General features: G+C 66.8%; 17 protein-coding genes and 1 pseudogene. 9 read left to right on the top strand and 9 right to left on the bottom strand.

Features of this window, described 5'->3' with window-relative positions; genetic code table 11:
• Positions 1-28: 28 nt before the first annotated feature.
• The 3 genes from DT603_RS03780 to DT603_RS03770 all read left to right on the top strand — a co-directional run bounded on the left by DT603_RS03780 (position 29) and on the right by DT603_RS03770 (position 3,107).
• Entirely contained in the window at positions 29-1,537 is a 1,509-nt protein-coding gene (locus DT603_RS03780; RefSeq protein WP_162348524.1) for a DNA polymerase Y family protein, read from the top strand.
• Between the two features lie 65 nt (positions 1,538-1,602).
• A complete protein-coding gene (locus DT603_RS03775; RefSeq protein WP_162348523.1) occupies positions 1,603-2,049 on the top strand; it encodes a DUF192 domain-containing protein in 447 nt (148 codons plus the stop codon).
• A 212-nt stretch (positions 2,050-2,261) separates the two neighbouring features.
• The gene (locus DT603_RS03770; protein ID WP_162348522.1) at positions 2,262-3,107 is read left to right on the top strand and encodes a SirB1 family protein; all 846 of its coding nucleotides are present in this window, start codon (positions 2,262-2,264) and stop codon (positions 3,105-3,107) included.
• 149 nt (positions 3,108-3,256) lie between these two features.
• Here the strand turns inward: DT603_RS03770 and DT603_RS03765 are convergent.
• Positions 3,257-3,503, bottom strand: a pseudogene (locus tag DT603_RS03765) (rubredoxin).
• 13 nt (positions 3,504-3,516) lie between these two features.
• Here DT603_RS03765 and thiE point away from each other — a divergent pair.
• From thiE to DT603_RS03745, 4 genes are all read left to right on the top strand, one after another.
• Positions 3,517-4,161, top strand: a complete 645-nt coding sequence (thiE, locus tag DT603_RS03760) for a thiamine phosphate synthase (RefSeq protein WP_162348521.1) — start codon at positions 3,517-3,519, stop codon at positions 4,159-4,161.
• A gap of 90 nt (positions 4,162-4,251) precedes the next feature.
• Positions 4,252-5,544 carry a glutamate-1-semialdehyde 2,1-aminomutase gene (gene hemL, locus DT603_RS03755; RefSeq protein ID WP_162348520.1) on the top strand — a complete coding sequence of 431 codons (1,293 nt, stop codon included), beginning with the start codon at positions 4,252-4,254 and terminating at the stop codon, positions 5,542-5,544.
• A complete protein-coding gene (locus tag DT603_RS03750; protein WP_162348519.1) occupies positions 5,541-6,170 on the top strand; it encodes an HAD-IA family hydrolase in 630 nt (209 codons plus the stop codon). The genes hemL and DT603_RS03750 overlap by 4 nt, the downstream gene beginning before the upstream one ends.
• Complete coding sequence (locus tag DT603_RS03745; RefSeq protein WP_162348518.1) at positions 6,160-7,278, top strand: trans-sulfuration enzyme family protein; 1,119 nt, start codon at positions 6,160-6,162, stop codon at positions 7,276-7,278. Before DT603_RS03750 ends, DT603_RS03745 begins: the two co-directional genes overlap by 11 nt.
• 367 nt (positions 7,279-7,645) lie before the next feature.
• Here the strand turns inward: DT603_RS03745 and DT603_RS03740 are convergent, their stop codons facing one another.
• The 4 genes from DT603_RS03740 to DT603_RS03725 all read right to left on the bottom strand — a co-directional run bounded on the left by DT603_RS03740 (position 7,646) and on the right by DT603_RS03725 (position 11,124).
• Entirely contained in the window at positions 7,646-8,881 is a 1,236-nt protein-coding gene (locus DT603_RS03740; RefSeq protein ID WP_162348517.1) for an acetylornithine transaminase, read from the bottom strand.
• 74 nt (positions 8,882-8,955) lie between these two features.
• A complete protein-coding gene (locus DT603_RS03735) occupies positions 8,956-9,390 on the bottom strand; it encodes a VOC family protein (protein WP_162348516.1) in 435 nt (144 codons plus the stop codon).
• 35 nt (positions 9,391-9,425) lie between these two features.
• Positions 9,426-10,244, bottom strand: coding sequence for an SDR family oxidoreductase (locus DT603_RS03730; protein WP_162348515.1), 819 nt, complete (start codon positions 10,242-10,244; stop codon positions 9,426-9,428).
• A 202-nt stretch (positions 10,245-10,446) separates the two neighbouring features.
• Entirely contained in the window at positions 10,447-11,124 is a 678-nt protein-coding gene (locus tag DT603_RS03725; RefSeq protein ID WP_162348514.1) for a protein kinase family protein, read from the bottom strand.
• A gap of 100 nt (positions 11,125-11,224) precedes the next feature.
• Here DT603_RS03725 and DT603_RS03720 point away from each other — a divergent pair, with 100 nt between their 5' ends.
• The gene (locus DT603_RS03720) at positions 11,225-13,234 is read left to right on the top strand and encodes a bifunctional DedA family/phosphatase PAP2 family protein (protein WP_162348513.1); all 2,010 of its coding nucleotides are present in this window, start codon (positions 11,225-11,227) and stop codon (positions 13,232-13,234) included.
• Positions 13,235-13,307: 73 nt separating this feature from the next.
• On the opposite strand, the gene DT603_RS03715 is transcribed toward DT603_RS03720, so the two are convergent.
• The 3 genes from DT603_RS03715 to DT603_RS03705 all read right to left on the bottom strand — a co-directional run bounded on the left by DT603_RS03715 (position 13,308) and on the right by DT603_RS03705 (position 16,127).
• Positions 13,308-13,886 (bottom strand): LON peptidase substrate-binding domain-containing protein, encoded by a 579-nt coding sequence (locus DT603_RS03715; RefSeq protein WP_162348512.1) that lies wholly within the window; start codon positions 13,884-13,886, stop codon positions 13,308-13,310.
• A gap of 13 nt (positions 13,887-13,899) precedes the next feature.
• Entirely contained in the window at positions 13,900-15,378 is a 1,479-nt protein-coding gene (gene mpl, locus DT603_RS03710; RefSeq protein ID WP_162348511.1) for a UDP-N-acetylmuramate:L-alanyl-gamma-D-glutamyl-meso-diaminopimelate ligase, read from the bottom strand.
• Between the two features lie 170 nt (positions 15,379-15,548).
• Complete coding sequence (locus tag DT603_RS03705) at positions 15,549-16,127, bottom strand: adenylate kinase (RefSeq protein WP_162348510.1); 579 nt, start codon at positions 16,125-16,127, stop codon at positions 15,549-15,551.
• A 126-nt stretch (positions 16,128-16,253) separates the two neighbouring features.
• On the opposite strand from DT603_RS03705, the gene DT603_RS03700 reads away from it, so the two are divergent.
• Complete coding sequence (locus DT603_RS03700) at positions 16,254-17,510, top strand: 6-phosphofructokinase (RefSeq protein WP_162348509.1); 1,257 nt, start codon at positions 16,254-16,256, stop codon at positions 17,508-17,510.
• A 200-nt stretch (positions 17,511-17,710) separates the two neighbouring features.
• Here the strand turns inward: DT603_RS03700 and DT603_RS03695 are convergent, their stop codons facing one another.
• On the bottom strand, positions 17,711-18,163 hold the full coding sequence (locus DT603_RS03695; protein WP_162348508.1) for a PH domain-containing protein: 453 nt from the start codon (positions 18,161-18,163) through the stop codon (positions 17,711-17,713).
• Positions 18,164-18,288 lie beyond the last annotated feature (125 nt).

The following is an 18,288-nucleotide window of genomic DNA, read 5'->3' as shown; positions in this document are numbered from 1 at the left end:
GAACCACTCGCGCGATAATGGGGCTGCCATGACCCTGCGCTGCCTCTTCGTCGACTTCAACTCCTACTTCGCCTCGGTGGAGCAGTACGACGACCCGTCGCTGATCGGCAGGCCGGTGGGCGTGGTGCCGGTGATCGCGGCGACCACCTGCTGCATCGCCGCCAGTGTGGAAGCCAAGACCTACGGCATCGGCACCGGTACGCCGGTATGGGAAGCGCTGGAGAAATATCCGGACCTCAAGCTGGTGCAGGCGCGCCCGGCGCGCTACGTGGAACTGCACCATGAATTGATGGCGGCCATTGGCGACTGCATCCCGCATGGCGAGCCGCTGTCGATCGATGAAGTGCCGTGCTGGCTGATCGGGCGCGAGCGCCAGCGCGGCAATGCCGAGGCCATCGCCCTCAGGATCAAGCAGACCCTGGTCGAGCGTGGCTACAGTCCGGCCATACGTTGCTCCATCGGCATCGCGCCCAATAAATTCCTGGCCAAGACCGCCTCGGACATGCTCAAGCCCGACGGCTTGACCGTGTTGGAAGCCGCCGATCTTCCCGACATCCTGCACGCACTGGAACTGCGCGACTTCTGCGGCATCGGCCCGTCGATGGAAAGCCGGCTGCGCGCCGCCGGCATCCATACCGTGCAGCAGCTGTGCGCCACCACCCGCGAACACCTGCGCGCGGCATGGGGCAGCGTCGAAGGTGATCGCTTCTGGTTGCAGCTGCGCGGCCATGACCTGCCCGATCGCAAGACCACCCGCAGTTCCGTGGGTCATTCGCATGTACTCGGCCCGGAGCTGCGCAATTTCGCCGGCATGCGTTCGGTGCTGTTCAAACTGCTGGCCAAGGCGGCGATGCGCCTGCGCAAGGACCAGTACCTGGCCCGTGGCCTGGCCCTGCGCATCCGTTTCGTGGGGCTGGAAGCGCGCTTCGAACGCGATCTCTGCTTCGCGCCGCTGGATGACACCACCGCCTTCCTGCACCAGCTTGGCGAACAACTCCTGCAACTCGAAGACAGCATCGCGCGCGGCCGCTGGAATCCACGCCGCCATCCACCGCTGTCGGTGGCGGTTACCTTGACGGGACTGGAAACCGCCGGCAGCCTCGCCGGCGAGTTGATGGAGGGCCGTCGACGTGCGCGCCAGGTCAGCACGGTGCTGGACAGCATCAACCGCAAGTACGGCAATAATGCGGTCTACTTCGGGGCCATGCAGCAAGCCATCGACCACGATGCGGCGCCCATGCGCATTCCCTTCGCCCACGTACCGGAAACGGCATTGGAAGAAGAGACAGCGACCCGCCGGCGCGGTGCCGCACGCAGCCCGAGCCCCAGCGCCGACGAGCTGTACCTGCTGCGCGAACGCCAGTTCAAGGTGATGGCCGAGAACGCACACCGCGAGTCGCAGAAGCGGCATGCACGCGGACCGGACGGCGCGAGGGAGACGGCGCCGGCCAAGGCCGGTGCAGCGGGCTGGTCTTCGAAGCGCAAGGCAGTGCCCGGACCGGACCTGGATATCGGGCAGACCGGCACGCTGTTCTGACCGTGCTTGCCCGGTTTTCCCCCGCCCGCCTTAGACTAGCCGCCTGCACTCGACCGGAATCGCCCATGTCCTTTCCCCGCATCGCATTGCTAGTCATGACTCTGCTGCTCAGCGGCTGCGCCAATGCCGGTGACTGGGTGGAACTGGGCGGACAACGCTACAAGGTCGAGATTGCCGACGACGATGCCGAACGCGCGCGCGGACTGATGTTCCGCGATGAACTGGCGGCAGGAACCGGGATGATTTTCCTGCACGAGCGCGAGGAGCCCCAGGCCTACTGGATGAAGAACACCCGCATCCCGCTGGACATCCTGTACTTCGACAACACGCGCAAGCTGGTGGCCCAGCAGCGCGACGTACCGCCCTGCTCCGCCGGCAACGCCTGCCCGCCGTATCCCAGCAACGCGCCGGCGCGCTACGTCCTGGAACTGAACGCCGGCGAGGCGGCGCGGCTGAAGCTGCAGAATGGCGCCGTGCTGAAACTGGGCGGCGGCCTTCGCACGCTGCCCTAGCCGGGCCCGCGGTCCACTGATCCGGCGAATTCCCCGTTGCAAGCGGTCGTGGTGCGGCCATGTGCAGATTATGGCGCGCCGATACCCGGCAAAAAGGTGGCGCTGCGGGCAGCCGCCAGCGCGCTGACGCAATCGCGACGGCCATGAATCGATGGCCGCCGAAGCGGCCGGCGGGGCTTGATTGTCGCGGCGATCGGCGCCAATCTTCCTGCATGGGGGAACGACTGACATTGCCGGACTGGAGTTCGCTGGCGGCGCAGGCCGACGACACCGTGCCGCTGCTGGAAACCGCGCTGCTGATCGCGCGCGACGAATACCCCGGCCTCGATGCCGACCTCTACGACACCCTGGCGCAAAGCCATGCCGAGCACCTGCGTCCGGAAATCGAGGCGATCGAAGAGTGGCCGCTGAAGATGGCGGCGATCAACCGGCACCTGTTCGACGAGCTGGGCTATACCGGCAACCACGACGAGTATTACGATCCGCGCAACAGTTACCTCAACGAGGTGTTCGAACGCAGGTTGGGCAATCCGATCACCCTGGCAATGGTGCAGATGGAAGTCGCGCGCCGGCTGGGCGTGCCGCTGGACGGAGTGTCCTTTCCCGGGCATTTCCTGGTCCGGCTGCCGGTGGATGACGGCATCCTGGTGATGGACCCGTTCAATGGTGGCCGCCCGCTGGGCGCCGACGAGTTGCGTGAGCGCGCCAAGCCCCACCTGGGCGGTGATATTCCGGACGACAACGCGTTGATGCATATCCTGGACCCGGCATCGCATCGCGCCATCCTGATCCGCATGCTGCGCAACCTGCACGGCGTGTATGCCGAACGCGACCAGTGGGATCGCGCCGCGCGCAGCGCAGACCGCGTGCTCAAACTGGCGCCCGAGCAGCCCGAGGCGTTCCGCGACCGTGGCCTGGCCTATCTGAAAATGGACTACCAGCACGGCGCACGCCACGACCTGGCCCGCTACCTGCACCTGGCCCCTGATGCTGCCGATGCGCATGCGCTGCGCGAGCGCCTGGTGGAATTGAACACCAGCAGGAGCCGGATGCACTGAGGTGGCTACCGGCGCTGCGCCGGTCGGCGACGCTTGCCGTGTAGCGCCGAGTTTGCCCGGCTGCCCTATGAGGATGGATGGAAGCAGCCGGGCAAGCTCGGCGCTACAGGAACGACGCTAGGGCGCGAGACGACCCGGGCTTGAAGCCTTCAGTCGACCTCGACCATCTCGAAATCATCCTTGCCCACGCCACAATCCGGGCAGGTCCAGGTGTCGGGGATATCCTTCCAGCGCGTGCCCGGCGCCAGCCCTTCCTCGGGCAGGCCCTTGGCCTCGTCGTAGATGAAACCGCACACGACGCACATCCAGGTCTGGTAACGGCTGTCGTCGGTGTCGGTCATCGGGGCGATAATGTCGTGGAAGCGGGCGTCCATTGTCCCACCCCCGGCCCCGCACCGGAAGTTCGCCGATGAATCCCCGCTGGCCGCAGCCCGATCCCGCACCCCGCGGCCTGTACCTGATCACGCCCGACGAATCCGATACCGCCCGGCTGCTCGCGCGCACCGCGCCCTTGCTGGCGGCGGGCGTGACCTGGCTGCAGTACCGCAACAAGCATGCTGGCGACGCACTCAGGCAGCAGCAGGCGCTGGCGTTGCAGGAGCTGTGCGCAGCGGCGGCGGTTCCGTTGATCATCAACGACGATGCGCGGCTGGCGAAATCCATCGGCGCCGCAGGGGTTCACCTGGGCGAGGACGATGGCGCCATCGAAGCGGCCCGGACGCTGCTGGGGCCGCAGGCCATCATCGGCGCCTCCTGCTATGACCAGCTGCCACTGGCCGAACGCGCCGTCGGCGCCGGCGCGGACTACGTCGCCTTCGGCGCCTTTTTCCCCACCCGCAGCAAAAGCGGCACGCGCCGGGCTGGGGTCGAACTGCTGGCCCAGGCGGCTGCACTGGAGGTGCCACGGGTGGCGATAGGGGGGATAAGCCCGGACAATGCACGCACGCTGGTGAATGCTGGCGCCGAGCTGCTCGCGGTGATCAGCGGCGTGTACGACGCGCCCGATTCCGTCGCCGCCGTGCACGCTTATCGCGAATGTTTCCACGTGCAGTAGCGACGTCAATCACAATGAAGCCATGTCGCCAATGCGACATCGCGAGCGGCGACGCTCCTGCAAATCCCCTTCTCCTGAAACGATGACACCATGAACCACGAAAAATCCTATGCCCTGTTCGCCCGCGCCCAGGAACTGCTGCCAGGCGGCGTGAACTCGCCGGTGCGTGCATTCAAGTCGGTCGGTGGCGAGCCCTTCTTCGTGCAGCGCGCCGATGGCCCCTGGCTGTTCGACGTGGACGGCAACCGCTACATCGATTACGTGGGCTCCTGGGGGCCGATGATCGTCGGCCACAACCATCCACAGGTGCGCGAGGCCGTGCAGCGCGCGATCCAGGACGGCCTGTCATTCGGCACGCCCTGCCCGGCCGAAGTGACCATGGCCGAGACCATCACCCGGCTTGTGCCGTCGTGCGAGATGGTGCGCATGGTCAACTCCGGCACCGAGGCCACCTTGTCGGCGATCCGGCTGGCGCGCGGGGCGACCGGGCGCATGCGCATCGTCAAGTTCGAAGGCTGCTACCACGGCCACGGTGACTCGTTCCTGGTCAAGGCGGGCTCGGGCATGCTGACGCTGGGCGTGCCGACTTCGCCAGGTGTGCCCGCCGGCCTCAGCGAACTCACCTCGACCCTGAGCTACAACGATTTCGAAGGCGCGACGAAACTCTTCGATGAACTCGGCAGCGAAGTGGCCTGCGTCATCATCGAACCGGTGGTGGGAAACGCGAACTGCCTGCCGCCGCGGGAAGGCTATCTGCAGCACCTGCGCGAACTGTGCACGCGGCACGGCGCCTTGCTGATCTTCGACGAAGTGATGACCGGGTTCCGCGTGGCCCTGGGTGGCGCGCAGGGCCATTACGGTATCACTCCCGACCTGACCACCTTCGGCAAGATCATCGGCGGCGGCATGCCGGTAGGCGCCTATGGCGGCCGCCGCGACCTGATGACGCAGATCGCGCCCAGCGGCCCGATCTACCAGGCCGGCACGCTCAGCGGCAACCCGGTCGCCATGGCGGCGGGCCTGGCGATGCTGGAACTGGTGCAGGCGCCGGGTTTCCACGAACGACTGGCCGCGGCCACCGACGCGCTCTGCGATGGGCTCGAACAAGCTGCGAAAGACGCGGGCGTGGCGCTCACGACCACCCGCGTCGGCGGCATGTTCGGGCTGTTCTTCACTGCCGAACAGGTCGACACCTACGCCCAGGCCATTGCCTGCGACACCCAGGCCTTCAACCGCTTCTTCCACGCCATGCTGGAACGCGGCGTGTACCTGGCGCCGTCGGCCTACGAAGCGGGCTTCATGTCCAGCGCGCACGATGCATCGATCATCGAAGCCACCCTTGTCGCCGCGCGCGAGGCCTTCCAGGTCGTCGCCGCGGGATGAGCATCGCGCTGGTCCTGTTCGACCTGGACGGCGTACTGGCGCGCTATGAACATGACTCACGACTGCGGGTGCTGGCCGAGCGCACCGGCACCAGCGAAGCAGAAGTCTCCCGGGCCCTGTTCGAGTCGGGACTGGAGCTGGAGGCCGACCTGGGCCTGTACGATGCCCAGGCGCAGGCCGACGAGCTGGCCAGAAGGCTGGGGGCGCCGGTCGCCATCGGGGACCTGATCGCGGCCCGGAAGGCGGCAATGAGCGCCGACACCGAGGTGCTGGCGCTTGCCCGCCAGCTCGCGGCAAAGACGCGCGTCGCCATCCTCACCAACAACAACCTGCTGTTGCGCGACAACCTGGCCGAGATCTGCCCGCCGCTGTTTCCCCTGTTCGAACAACGGGTGTTCTGCTCGGCGCAGTTCGGTTGCGGCAAGCCCGATCCCCGGATATTCATGGCTTGTCTGCAAGCGCTGCAGACGGCACCGGAGGCCTGCCTCTTCATCGACGACAAGCCGGATAATCCAGCCGGCGCACGCGCGGCGGGGCTGGTCGCGCACCACTACCTCAATCACATGCTGCTGCGCACGGAACTGGTCCGGCACGGCCTTCTGGAGGATCGACCCGATGCGCCTTGAAACCCTCGCCATCCATGCCGGCGGCGAAAGCGACAGTGAAACCGGGGCGGCGACGCCACCGATCCACCTGGCCACCACCTTCCGGCATGGCCCTGCCGGCGAACGCATCGCCGGCTACGAATACCAGCGCGAGGGCAATCCCACCAACGACCGCCTGCGGACCGCAATCGCCGCGCTGGAAGGCGGGGCCACCGCGCTGACCTTCGCTTCGGGCATGGCCGCGGCCACCACCCTGCTGGAATCGCTGCCATCGGGCGCCCGCATCGTGCTGCCCGATGACTGCTATTCCGGCGTGCGCATGCTGGCCGCCGAGTTCCTGCCCGAACGCGGCATCCAGGTGCGGCGCGTGGACATGGCGGACCTGGATGCCGTACGCGGCGCCTGCGCCGACGGCGTGGACCTGCTCTGGGCCGAGACGCCATCGAACCCGCTGATGAAGGTCAGCGACATCGCCGCGCTGGCCGCGCTGGCACGCGAACACGGCGCCTTGCTGGTCTGCGACAACACCTTCGCCTCGCCGGTGCTGCAGCAACCGCTGGCGCTGGGTGCGGACATCGTCATGCACTCCACCACCAAGTATTTCGGTGGCCACAGCGACGTGCTGGGCGGGGCGCTGGCGTTCAAGCGCGAGGACGAATTCTTTGCCAGGGTCACCCATCGCCTGCACATCACCGGCGCGGTGCTGGCGCCATTCAATGCCTGGCTGACCCTGCGCGGCTGCCGTTCGCTGCCGGCGCGCATGGCCCTGCACTGCTCCAATGCACGCCGCATCGCCACGCTCCTGGAGGCGCAGCCGCAGGTCGAACGGGTGAACTATCCCGGTCTGGCGTCCCATCCCGGCCATGTGGTGGCGACGCAGCAGATGCGCGATTTCGGCGGCATGCTCAGCGTGCAGTTGCGCGGCGGCCGCGAAGCCGCATTGGCAATGGCAGGCAAGCTGCGGCTGTTCACCAACGCCACCTCACTGGGCGGCTGCGAATCGCTGGTGGAGCATCGCGGCTCCGTGGAAGGACCGCTGACGACCACGCCGCAGAACCTGCTGCGCCTGTCGGTGGGGCTGGAACACGTGGATGATCTGATTGCCGACCTGGCGCAGGCGCTGCAGTAGGGCTGACGCCCCCAGGGTTCCCGAAGCGACACAAGTCGCGGAGCCAGGAAACGGACCAGATACTGTTGGCAATCGGGCGCCACGTGCTTCGCGACTCGCGCCGCTCCTACAAACGAAGGCCCGCGCAACGCCTTTGAAGGACCGTTGATTCCCTGCGAGCAGCAGCCGGGCAGGCTCGCTCTACGAGGCCTCGCATCGTCATACCGTATTCCAGCCATCATCCCGCCGGACGCGGGGGTGATGAGCCGGTGGGAGACTCGTAAGAGCGCCCGACTAAAGCGACCCTGCCACAACTGTGGGAGGGGCTTCAGCCCCGACACTGGGTCGAGAAGCGTCGGGGCTGAAGCCCCTCCCACAACTGCCTGGCCTACGACTCGCTTACCGTCGCCTTGAATTTCGCCAGCGCCTCGCGCAAACGCAGCAGCCCTTCCGCCAGCTCTTCATCGCTGATGTTCAACGCCGGCACGAAGCGCAGCACGTCCGGGCCCGCCTGCAGCATCAGCAAGCCCTGCGCCGCAGCGTGGTCGAGTATTTCCCCGGCGCGCCCGGCGTACTCGGGCTTCAACACCGCGCCCAGCATCAGGCCGCGGCCACGCACTTCCGAAAACAGTCCGAACTCTGCCTCCAGCGAGGCCAGCCCATCGCGCAGGGCCTGCGATTGCCGGGCGACATTGGCTGCGATCTGTTCCGACCCCAGCTTGCGCAGGGCCACCCGCGCGACAGCAGCGGCCAGCGGATTGCCGCCAAAAGTAGTGCCATGCGCGCCGAACTGCATCACCTCGGCTACCTTCGGCCCGGCCAGCATCGCGCCAATGGGAAAGCCGCCGCCCAGCGCCTTGGCCAGGGTGACGATGTCGGGGGTGATGCCTTCCTGCCAATGCGCGAACAGGCTGCCGGTGCGGCCCATGCCGCACTGGATCTCGTCCAGCACCAGCAAGGCGCCATGGCGATCGCAGAGTTCGCGCACGCCGCCCAGGAAACCGTCGGCCGCCGGCATCACGCCGCCTTCGCCCTGGATCGGCTCCACCAGCACGGCGGCAACGTCGCCCGCTGCCATTGCTTCTCCCAGCTGGCCCAGGTCATTGAAATCGACGTAGCGGAATCCGCCCGGCAGCGGCTCGTAACCTTCCTGGTACTTGGGCTGTGCGGTGGCGGTGATGGTGGCCAGGGTGCGGCCATGGAAACTGCCACGGAAGGTCACGATGACGCGCCTGTCGGGTGCGCGCCCCTGCGCGGTGGCCCACTTGCGGACCAGCTTGATCGCCGCCTCGTTGGCTTCGGCGCCCGAATTGCACAGGAACACACGCGAGGCGAAACGCGAGGCGCTGACCAGTTCCTCGGCCAGCCGCAGCGGCGGTTCGCTGTAGAAGACGTTGCTGGTATGCCACAGCCTGCCTGCCTGTTCGGTCAACGCCGCGACCAGGTCGGGGTCGTTGTGGCCCAGCCCGCAGACGGCGATACCGGCGGAAAGATCGATGTATTCCCTGCCCTCGCTGTCCCAGACGCGCGCGCCCTGGCCGCGTTCGAGCACTACCTCGCGTGGACGGTAGACGGGGAGGTAGTACTGCTGGCCTGCGGCGATCAGGTCGGAGGTGATGGTCATTGGTTTTCTGCGGCTGGATCTGCGACTAGGGGACTTGCGGAACATCCGGGCAAGCCCGGACCTGCCAGATGGTTTTACCAGACGCCGGTGTTGGGCATCGACAGCCATGGTTCCTGCGGCGGCAGGCGGCCGCCCTTCTGCAGCAGCTCGATGGAAATCAGGTCCGGCGAACGCACGAAGGCCATGCGCCCGTCACGCGGCGGCCGGTTGATGGTGATGCCCTGCGATTGCAGATGCGCGCAGGTGGCGTAGATGTCGTCGACCTCGAAAGCCAGGTGGCCGAAATTGCGGGCGCTGCCGTAGTCCTCGGCGGGCGAGCCGTCTTCGGGCCAGTTGTAAGTCAACTCCACTTCCGCTTCCGGGTTCTCCGGCGCGCCGAAATAGACCAGGGTGAAGCGGCCGGCTTCGTTTTCAATGCGATGGGTCTCGGTCAGGCCGAGTCCTTCGGTGAAGAATCTGCTGGTGGCATCCAGGTCATGGACGCGGATCATGGCGTGCAGGTATTTCATCGTGGCGGGGGCTCCGACGGGTGGGTGTGGGGGTTTCAGTCGAGGAAAAGATCCGGATACAGCGGCTTGGACGGATCGATCGCATAGCCGGAAAGATCGGTGATGCCGGCTTCGGCCAGCACTTCGTCGTCAATCAGGAAGTGGCCGGAGAAACCGCGGGCCTCGCGCACCAGCACCGCATGCGCCGCGTCGGCCATGATCTCCGGCTTGCGGCCATTGGCGGCTTCCACGCCGGGAATCATGTTCAGCGCTTCGGTCGCAATCAGCGTGCGCGGCCACAACGCATTGACCGCCACACCCTGCGGCCCGAATTCCGCGGCCAGGCCCAGGGTGACAAAGCTCATGCCCATCTTGGCCAAGGTGTAGCCGGTGTGCGGCGCCCACCATTTGGAATCCAGCGAGGGCGGTGGCGCCAGCGTCAGGATGTGCGGGTTGGCGGCTTCCAGCAGATGCGGCAGGCAAGCCTGCGCACAGAGGAAACTGCCGCGCGAGTTGACCTGGCTCATCAGGTCGAAGCGCTTCATCGGTGTGTCCAGCGCGCCGCGCAACCAGATCGCGCTGGCGTTGTTGACCAGGATGTCGATGCCGCCGAAAACATCCACCGTGGCGGCGACTGCCGCCCTGACGTCGTCTTCTTCGCGTATGTCGCACTTGAGCGCCAGACCGCGGCCGCCGGCCGCGTTCACTGCTTCGGCGGCGGTGTGGATGGTGCCCGCCAGCTTGGGGTTGGGTACCGAGGACTTGGCGGCAATCGCCACGTTGGCGCCATCGCGCGCGGCGCGCAGCGCAATGGCCAGGCCGATGCCGCGCGAGGCACCGGTGATGAAGAGGGTCTTGCCTGCGAGGCTGCTCATTGCGGCTCCATGCGGTGGAGGGTGAAGGGGGAAAGGTGAAGGGGCAAAGGTGAATGGCGAAAGGTGAATGGCAAAGGGTGAAGTCGCGCCTGCGGCGTTGCAAACGTTGGGGCAGGAACGGTGCGCACAAACCGGCATTGGCAGGCCGCAACGCGGCCGAATTTACTATTTGCTATTTACTGTCTACCCCACTTCACCGCTCTCAGGGCTTCGGCCCCTGCCCCTCATTGTCTTCCCACTTCAGGACCTTGCGCGTCACGAAGCGGTAGACGGGCTTGCCGGTGCGGAACCACAGGTCGCGCATCCACGAGGTGCGTTTGAGCAGGCGCCATTCGACCGGGGTCAGGCGGTCGCGGCAATACATGCGCTTGTGCTTGAGCAGGTGGCGCAGGTCTTCTCGGGCGAGCAGGCGCATCCAGGGCGAACGTGGATTGCCGCGCACCGCCAGCTGGAAATCGATCAGCGCCGGGCTGCCGTCGGCGCGCACCAGCCAGTTGGCTTCCTTGGCCAGGTCGTTGTGGGCGATGCCACGCCGATGCACCTGTTGCAGCAACTGGCGCGCAGCGCGGAAGTAGGCCAGGTCGCCGCGTGGCGGATTCTTGTACATGGCCACGCCGTCGAGGAAGCTGCGATCCAGGTGGGTGCCGTCCCAGTTCAGCAACTGCGGCGTCTGCGCCTGGCCGACCAGGTGCCGCAGCGCCATTGCTTCGCGCCGTGCCAGGCGCCAGGCGGGAAAGCGCAGCCACCAGGGCGATGCGGAAAGATCGCGGCGTACGAACAGGCCGCCGGCATCGCGCATCAGGGCAATGCGGCCGAAACTGTCGGCCTTCAGGGCTTCTACTTCAACGGCGGGCTCGGGCTTGCTGACAACGCGATTCATGTCGACAGTTTAAACGCATGCCTGCCGCGGCGCCCGGGCGCGCTGCGCGGGATGGCCTCCATGGCATGCCCGCTATGACATGCCCCTTATAATCGGCGCAATGAATCCTTCCTGGTTCGACAGCCTGCTGGCCTGGATCACTGCGCATCCCGTGGCCGCAGGCGGGGTCATCTTCGCCATCGCCTTCTGCGATGCGGTGATCGTGCTGGGAGCCATCGTCCCCGCGCTGCCGCTGCTGTTCGCGGTGGGCATGCTGATCGGGCTGGGTGAGCTGTCGGGTCCGTATGCGCTGGTATGCGCCGCACTGGGCGCCTTCCTCGGCGATGCCATCAGCTTCCAGGTCGGTCGCCGCTGGGGCCCGCAACTGCGCAACCACTGGCCGTTCCGCAAGTATCCGCAGTTGCTGGATCGCGGCGAAAGCATGTTCCGCCGCAACGCGCTCAAGAGCATCCTCATCGCGCGTTACGTCGGTCCCATACGCCCGTTCGTGCCGGCCATCGCCGGCATGCTGAAGATGCCGTGGCGCCGCTACCTTCCCGCCAGCTCACTGGCCGCGGTGAGCTGGGCGGTGCTGTTCCTGGCTCCCGGCTGGATCCTCGGCGAGGCCTACGACGCGGTGGCCGCGGTGGCCGGAAGACTGGCGCTGGTGCTGACCCTGCTGCTGGCGGTGCTGGCCCTGGCCTGGGCGGTGGTGCTGTACACCTACCGCTGGTTCGCGGCGCATGCCGATTCGCTGCTCGCGCGCGCGCTGGCGTGGTCGCACGAGCACCCGATCCTGGGCCGCTATTCCATCGCCATCTTCGACCCGCAACGGCGCGAATCGGTATCGCTGGCGCTGTTGGCGGTGATGCTGCTGGCGTTCGGCTGGATCTGGTTCGCGTTCCTGGCACTGGTGCTGGGCCACGGCGAACCGCTGGGGCTGGACCTGGCCATCCATGAGGCGATGCAGGCCCTGCGCACCCCGCTGGCCGACTATCCGATGGCCGCGCTGGCTTCGCTGGGCGATGCGCAGGTGCTGACGCCTGCCGCTGCGCTGGTGCTGGTCTACCTGGCCTGGCGCAAGCGCTGGATGGCCGCCGCGCATTGGCTGGCCGCGCTGGCCTTCGGCCTGGCGCTGACGGCGTGGCTGGGCCTCTCGGTGGACTTCCCGCGGCCGCCGGCGGTGGCCGGCGGTTTCAGCTTTCCTTCCATTACCATCACCATGGCCACCATCACCTTCGGCTTCTTCGCCGTGCTGATCGCACGCGAACTGCCGGGCCGCCGCCGCATCTGGCCGTACCTGGTCTCGGGCATCGTGGTCGCGCTGATCGGCTTCGCCCGCATCTACCTGGGCGCGCACTGGCTGAGCGATGTCATCGGCGGCATGCTGTTCGGCATCTTCTGGCTGCTAGTGCTGGGCACCGCCTACCGCAGGCGCACGGTGCGCTCGCTGTGGATGAAGCCGCTGGCGTGGCTGTTCTACGGCAGCTTCGCCGCGGCTGCGCTGTGGCATGCGCCACGCAGCATCGCGCCGCTGCTGGCGCAGTTCGAGGTGGTGCAGATCCATCAGCCGGTCGCGATGGAAACCTGGTGGCAGCACGACTGGCAACGGCAGCCGTCACGACGCAACGAGTTCGATGACGAACAGCGCTGGCCCCTGGACGTGCAGGTGGCCGGCCCGCTGGCACCTTTGCGCGCGCAGCTGCAATCGGCGGGCTGGCGCGTGCAGGAACAGGCCGGCTGGCAGCAGGCGCTGAACCTGCTCGACAACGACGTGCCCGACCGGAAACAACCCGTCCTGCCTGCCACCCTGGACACACGCGCCGAAAGCCTGCTGATGCTGCGCGACGGCGCCAGGCCCGGGGAAATGCTTGCGCTGCGACTGTGGGCCGTGCCCACCCGGTTGCAGCCTGGTGACCTGCCGCTGTGGATAGGCAGCGCGCAGACCCTGCAGCACCAGCGCGCCTTCGAATTCGTGGGCATGTGGCGTCCGCTGCGCGAGGCGGGCTCATCGCTGGATGCGCTGTCGAACGACATCGGCGCGTTGCCGCATCGCACCGAACTGCATACCGAATCGCAGCTGCCGGTGTTGCGTTTGCGCACCGATCATCCAGGCCCGGAGTCGCCCTGAAGCCGGGCAGCGATTCGTACCCGCTTTTCAAAAATCCGGCTCGCCGCCGCCACCGCCACCCGCCGCGAAATCGTCAGGGCATCATCCGCAGCAACTGGTCCAGCCGCGCATGCGGATCGTCTTCCTGCAGTATCCGCAGGCGCTGCGCATCCTCCAGCGGCAGGAATTCGGCCAGGCGCCAGCCCACCCAGGCCACGTCATCGAAGCGCGCATTGCTGACCTTGCTGTGTTCGCCGCCTGCCTTTTCCAGGAAGTGCTGCAGTACGGTGGCCAGCAACGCATGTTCGGGCCTCAGCGAGTCGTCAAGGTCGGCTTCACGCCACTCCACGTCGGCCATGATCAAGCCGTTGTCGCGCACCCGCGTGCGGCTGACATGGAAGCGCCGGTTGCCGCGCACCTGCAGGGTCAGCAGCCCGCCGCCGTCGGTGCCGAAGTCCTCGATCAACGCTTCGGTGCCAAACGCCGCGGGCACGGCGGGCGCGCCGGCCTCGCCACCTTCCAGGATCATGCAGACGCCGAAGCCACGCCCGCTGCGCCCACAATCGCGCACCATGTCCAGGTAGCGGCGCTCGAACACCCGCAAGTCCAATGAGGCGCCGGGCAACAGCACGGTGTGCAATGGAAACAACGGCAGCGATTCCCTGGCAGGCATGCGACCGCTGTCCTCAACCATCCAGCGCCGCGAGGAAACGACGCGGCGCGCCGTCGAAACCACCATTGGACATGAACACCACATGGTCGCCGGCGCCAGCGATGGTTTTCAGCATTGCGATCAGCGCATCGGCATCGGCCACCGCATGGGCCTGGCCGCGTATCGCCGCCACCACGCTGCCCGCATCCCAGGCCAATTCGGGGCGGTGCAGGAACACCACCGCGTCGGCGCCATCCAGCGACGGTGCCAAGGCATCGGCATGCGCGCCCAGGCGCATGGAATTGCTGCGCGGTTCCATGGCCACGACGATGCGCGCCGAACCGACCTTCGCGCGTAGCCCCTGCAGCGTGGTCTGGATGGCGGTCGGGTGGTGGGCGAAGTCGTCGTAGATGGTGATGCCGTTGGCCTGGCCGATGACCTCAAGGCGACGCTTGACGCTGCGGAAGTCCGCCAGCGCGGGAATCACAGCGGCGATATCGACGCCGACCGCATGCGCGGCGGCCAGTGCGGCCAGGCCGTTGAGCACGTTGTGGCGGCCCAGCATCGGCCAGCGCACGGCGCCGATTTCGTTGCCGTGATGAAGCACCGCAAATGCGCTGCCATCCCCGTTGAGCAGGCGCGCGCTCCAATCCAGCGGCGCATCGGCGCTTTCATCCTGCAGCCCGAAGCGTTCCACCGGCGTCCAGCAACCCATCGCCAGCACCTCGGCCAGCCGCGCATCCTGGCCATTGACGATCAGCCGGCCGCGTTGCGGCACCGTGCGCACCAGGTGGTGGAACTGGCGCTGGATCGCGGCGATGTCGGGGAAGATATCGGCGTGGTCGTATTCCAGGTTGTTGAGGATCGCCACCAGCGGCCGGTAGTGCACGAACTTGCTGCGCTTGTCGAAGAAGGCAGTGTCGTACTCATCGGCTTCCACGACGAAAGGAAAGCCCGCTGCCGCAGGCTGCGACAGATTCCCTTCCCTTGCTTGCGGGGGAAGGTGGTGCGTAGCACCGGACGCCCCGAAGGAAGCACCCCTGGGGTGTGGGGGCAGCCCGCCGATACGGGCGGACACGCCGAAATCCTCGGCCACACCGCCAATCAGGAAACCTGGATTGCGGCCGGCCGCTTCCAGCAGGTAGGCCAGGATGGTGGTCGTGGTGGTCTTGCCGTGGGTGCCGGCCACTGCGATGGTGTCCCGGCCGGGCAGCACGTTCTCGGCCAGCCATTGCGCGCCAGAGGTGTACTTGCGGCCCTGGTCCAGCACCGCTTCCACCGCAGGGTTGCCGCGCGAGAGCGCGTTGCCGACCACGACCTCGTCGCAATCGTCGGAAATGTTCCCGGCCAGGTAACCCTGCGAGAACGGAATGCCCAGGGTTTCCAGCTGCGTGGACATGGGCGGATAGATGGCCTGGTCGCTGCCTTCCACCGCGTGTCCCAGTTCGCGTGCCAATGCGGCCACGCCGCCCATGAAGGTGCCGGCGATGCCGAGGATATGGAGTTTGCTCATGGCGCAATTGTCGCCTGTCGCAGGCGCTTTTGCTCGCGTGCGGCGCCCCGGATTTTCCGAAGGCGCCAACGCCTTGTAGAGCCAGGCTTGCCCGCCTGCATTTTCCAGGAAATCAGGAGCAGCCGGGCAAGCCCGGCGCTACGAGGTTTCGACATCGTGGACCGGTGCGCTCAGCCGACTTCTTTGGCCGGCGACAGCGCTTCGATGATGCGGCTGAACACCTCGTCCAGCGAACCGACGCCGTCGACCACGGTCAACTGGCCCTGCTGGCGGTAATAGTCGATCACCGGCGCGGTCTGGCTGGTGTATTTGTCCAGGCGGTTGCGGACCACCTCGGGGGTGTCGTCAGCGCGCCCTTCTTCGGCGGCGCGACCGGCGATGCGGTCCACCAGAAGGTCGGTCGGCACTTCCAGCTGCACCGCATAGTCCATCGGTTGGCCGATCTTCTTCAGCAGCGTGGCCAGCGCATCGGCCTGGACCTGGTTGCGCGGGTAGCCGTCCAGGATGAAGCCATTGGCGGTATCGGTGCGCGCCAGGCGGTCCTCCAGCATCCCCAGCAGGATCTCGTCGCTGACGAAATCGCCGCGCGCCATCACTTCCTTGGCCTGCACGCCCAGCGGGCTGCCGGCGGCGACTTCAGCGCGTAGCAAGTCGCCGGTGGAAACATGTGGGACCTGCAGGTACTCCTTCAGGCGCGCCGCCTGCGTGCCCTTGCCCGACCCGGGCGGGCCCAGTAGAACCAATCGCATTGCCTGACTCCCAAAGCAAAAAATATCCGGTGGCCGGGCGGCGGCGCTAGACTTCGCCCGCGCCAGCGCGGACCCGCGCTATGGCCCAAGCTTACCGCATCCCACCAATCCGGAACGAACCCGACCATGGTTGCAGGCACCCTCCTCTACGCACAATCGGGCGGCGTCACCGCCGTCATCAATGCCTCGGCTTCGGCCGTCATCACCGAGGCCCGGGCCCGCAAGGTCAAGGTCCTGGCCGCCCGCAACGGCATCCTGGGCGCCCTGCGCGAAGACCTGATCGACACCAGCAAGGAGTCGGCTGCGGCCATCCGCGCACTGGCGCACACGCCCGGTGGCGCCTTCGGATCGTGCCGCTACAAGCTCAAGTCGCTGGAAGTGGACAGCGCCAAATACGAGCGGCTGCTGGAAGTGTTCAAGGCCCACGACGTTCGCTGGTTCCTCTACAACGGCGGCAACGATTCGGCCGACACCGCCCTCAAGGTCTCGCAGCTGGCCAAGGCCTACGACTACCCGCTGACCTGCATCGGCGTGCCCAAGACCGTGGACAACGACCTGGCGGTGACCGACACCTGCCCCGGCTTCGGTTCGGCGGCCAAGTACACCGCCGTGTCGGTGCGCGAAGCGGCGCTGGACGTGGCGGCCATGGCCGAGACCTCGACCAAGGTGTTCGTCTACGAAGCCATGGGTCGCCACGCCGGCTGGCTGGCCGCGGCCGCGGGCCTGGCCGGCAAGAACCCGGATGAGGCGCCGCAGATCATCCTGTTCCCCGAACGCGCCTACGACGAAGCCGCCTTCCTGGCCCAGGTCAAGAAGGTCGTCGCAAAGGTGGGCTGGTGCGTAGTGGTGGCCAGCGAGGGCATCCAGTACGCCGATGGCCGCTTCGTCGCCGATGCCGGCGGCGGCAAGGATTCCTTCGGCCACACCCAGCTGGGCGGCGTGGCGTCGTACCTGGCCGGCCGGGTCAAGAACGAACTCGGCATGAAGGTGCACTGGACCCTGCCCGATTACCTGCAGCGTTCGGCGCGCCACCTGGCCAGCAAGAGCGACTGGGAGCAGGCGCAGGCCGCAGGCAAGGCCGCCGTGCAGTTCGCACTGAAGGGACAGAACGCGGTGATGCCGGTGATCGTGCGCACCTCCAATGCGCCGTACAAGTGGAGGATCGAGGCCGCGCCGCTGAGCAAGGTCGCCAACCACGAGAAGAAGATGCCGAACAGCTTCCTGCGCAAGGACGGCTACGGCATCACCGCCGCCGCCCGCACCTACCTGGAACCGCTGATCCGCGGCGAAGCCTACCCGCCCTACGGTCGCGACGGCCTTCCCAACTACGTGACGCTGAAGAATGTCGCGGTGAAGAAGAAGCTGGCCGACTGGGAAGGTTGATTGCGGCGACTGGACTGGCACAACGCCAGGCAACTGGTGCTCCTGCAGGAGCGACGCGAGTCGCGAAGCGCGGGTCGAATGATTGCCGTCGCGGTCCGGGGCCCTGGTTTCCCAGCTTCGCGACTTGCGTCGCTCCTACAAAAAATGGGGCGCGGCGTGGTCTTGCAGCAGCATGATTGCCTTCGTGGTCGGGCGCCGACTCAAATCGCCTCATGCCCCACATCAAGCTCACGCACCCGCTTGGCATCGCGGCGTTTTTCGACGAGGCCACGCAGCGTGTCGCGCACGCTGTCGGCGTGCTGGATATTCTTCAACCGGACCAGTGGCGTGGTGGTGTCGGAGGTGTTGAGTTCGATGTCGCCGACGCCGACCAGGCGCTGCCACACGCTCTGTTCGAAGCGTGTGTCCTTGATGCGGTAGAGCTCCAGGTCATCGGTGACGCGGTTGAATACGCCGCGGCTTGATTTCAGTCGCTGGTCGGTGAGCACATAGCGCGTATTGCGGACCACCAGCCATTGCCACAAGGCAAATGGAATCGGCAGGACCAGCAGGCAAGCCAGCCACCAGCCCAGGTTCTGCCATTGCGAGGGCGCACCGGCCCACACCTCCTGCTCACTGTGATCGTCGGCAACGCGTTCGGTGTCATGCGGCATGGCGGGCGACTCCGGCAGGTAGCCGGCGGCAATACCGGCGCGCGGCCATCATAAGACATGCAGCGAAGGCTCACATGCACGCCAACGCACTGCGTGTCGAGCGCAGTCTGCCGGTTTCGCTCTAT

The sequence above is a fragment of the Pseudoxanthomonas gei genome, assembly GCF_010119615.1.
Classification (GTDB): Bacteria; Pseudomonadota; Gammaproteobacteria; order Xanthomonadales; family Xanthomonadaceae; genus Pseudoxanthomonas_A; species Pseudoxanthomonas_A gei.
The sequence above is the reverse complement of the archived record's forward strand: the minus strand, read 5'-3'. Positions and strand labels throughout refer to the sequence as shown.